The following is a 1,268-nucleotide window of genomic DNA, read 5'->3' as shown; positions in this document are numbered from 1 at the left end:
TGACCCAGCCCCCTGAAATCAGGCCATTGAGGTGTTAGTCATCCGTCCAAGCAAAGGATGGACTATGAAACGTAGATTTTCAGACGAGCAGATCATTGGAATGATCAAAGAATATGAGGCTGGAGTTAAGGCGCAGGAACTGTGCCGCCGATATGGCATCAGTGATGCGACCTTCTACAAGTACAAGGCTAAATTTGGCGGAATGAATGTGTCGGATGCCAAGAAACTGCGGGCTTTGGAAGACGAGAACAACAAGCTGAAGCGCATGTTGGCAGATGCGATGCTCGATAATGCTGCGCTTAAGGATCTTGCCACAAAAAACTACTGACGCCTGATGTGAAACGACGAGCTGTGCGTGATGTGATGGATCAGCACGGTTTGTCTGAACGTCGGGCGTGTGAATTGGCTGACTTGCATAGGTCTGTCTTTCAGTATCGGAAGCAAGAACAGGGCGATGACGCACTGCGAAAGCGGTTGCGCGAGTTGGCGAATGAACGTCGTCGGTTCGGCTATCGTCGTTTGGGTATCCTGCTGGCCAGAGAGGGCTTTGAAGTGAACCACAAGAAGCTCTTCCGTTTGTATCGTGAAGAGGGTTTGGCCGTGCGTCGCAGACGTTCGAGAAAACGAGCTTTAGGCACACGTCGGCCTATATTGGTGCCTGATCGCGCTAATCAGCGATGGTCGTTGGACTTCGTTTCTGATGCCTTTGAAGACGGCCAAAGGTTCCGTGTGCTGTGTATCGTGGATGATTGCACTCGTGAGGCACTGGCAACGGTTGTAGATCGTTCTTTGTCTGGAGTGCGGCTGACCCGCGAGTTGGGCGAACGGATCCGTCGGCGTGGAAAGCCCGACATGGTTGTCTCCGATAATGGAACGGAGATGACCTCTCACGCGGTTCTGAAGTGGTGCCAGGACACTGGCGTGAATTGGCATTACATCGCGCCTGGGAAGCCCATGCAAAATGCCTTCGTGGAAAGCTTCAATGGAAGATTGCGGGACGAATGCCTGAATGAGCACATCTTCGGCAATCTTGCTGAAGCAAGGAGGATCATTGAAAACTGGAGAATTGATTACAACACACAACGACCACACACCTCACTTGGCGGGCTGGCTCCAGCCGTTTACGCCAATCTCAACCGTACCACCCGGCCTACTTCGCTTGAGCTACGCAAAGGCTCCGCTCAGCAGGCCTTGACCGCAACCTAATCACGAGAAAGAAACAGGAACGGATCCTACATCCAAACGGCCCGGATCAAGGGGCTGGGTCA

The 1,268-nt window shown here is 52.7% G+C and carries 1 protein-coding gene; it reads left to right on the top strand.

Annotated elements, in window-relative coordinates:
- Positions 1–64 precede the first annotated feature (64 nt).
- Positions 65–1,206, top strand: a protein-coding gene (locus tag PJL69_RS20240; protein ID WP_271311303.1) for an IS3 family transposase whose coding sequence is annotated in 2 segments (ribosomal slippage) — positions 65–314 and positions 314–1,206 — 1,143 coding nt in all. Because the reading frame shifts where the segments join, the coding sequence is not laid out codon by codon here.
- Positions 1,207–1,268 lie beyond the last annotated feature (62 nt).

Origin of the sequence: Shimia sp. MMG029 (assembly GCF_027947445.1) — a bacterium.
In the GTDB taxonomy this organism is placed as follows: Bacteria; Pseudomonadota; Alphaproteobacteria; order Rhodobacterales; family Rhodobacteraceae; genus Shimia.
This window is presented reverse-complemented; position numbering and strand designations above follow the sequence as displayed.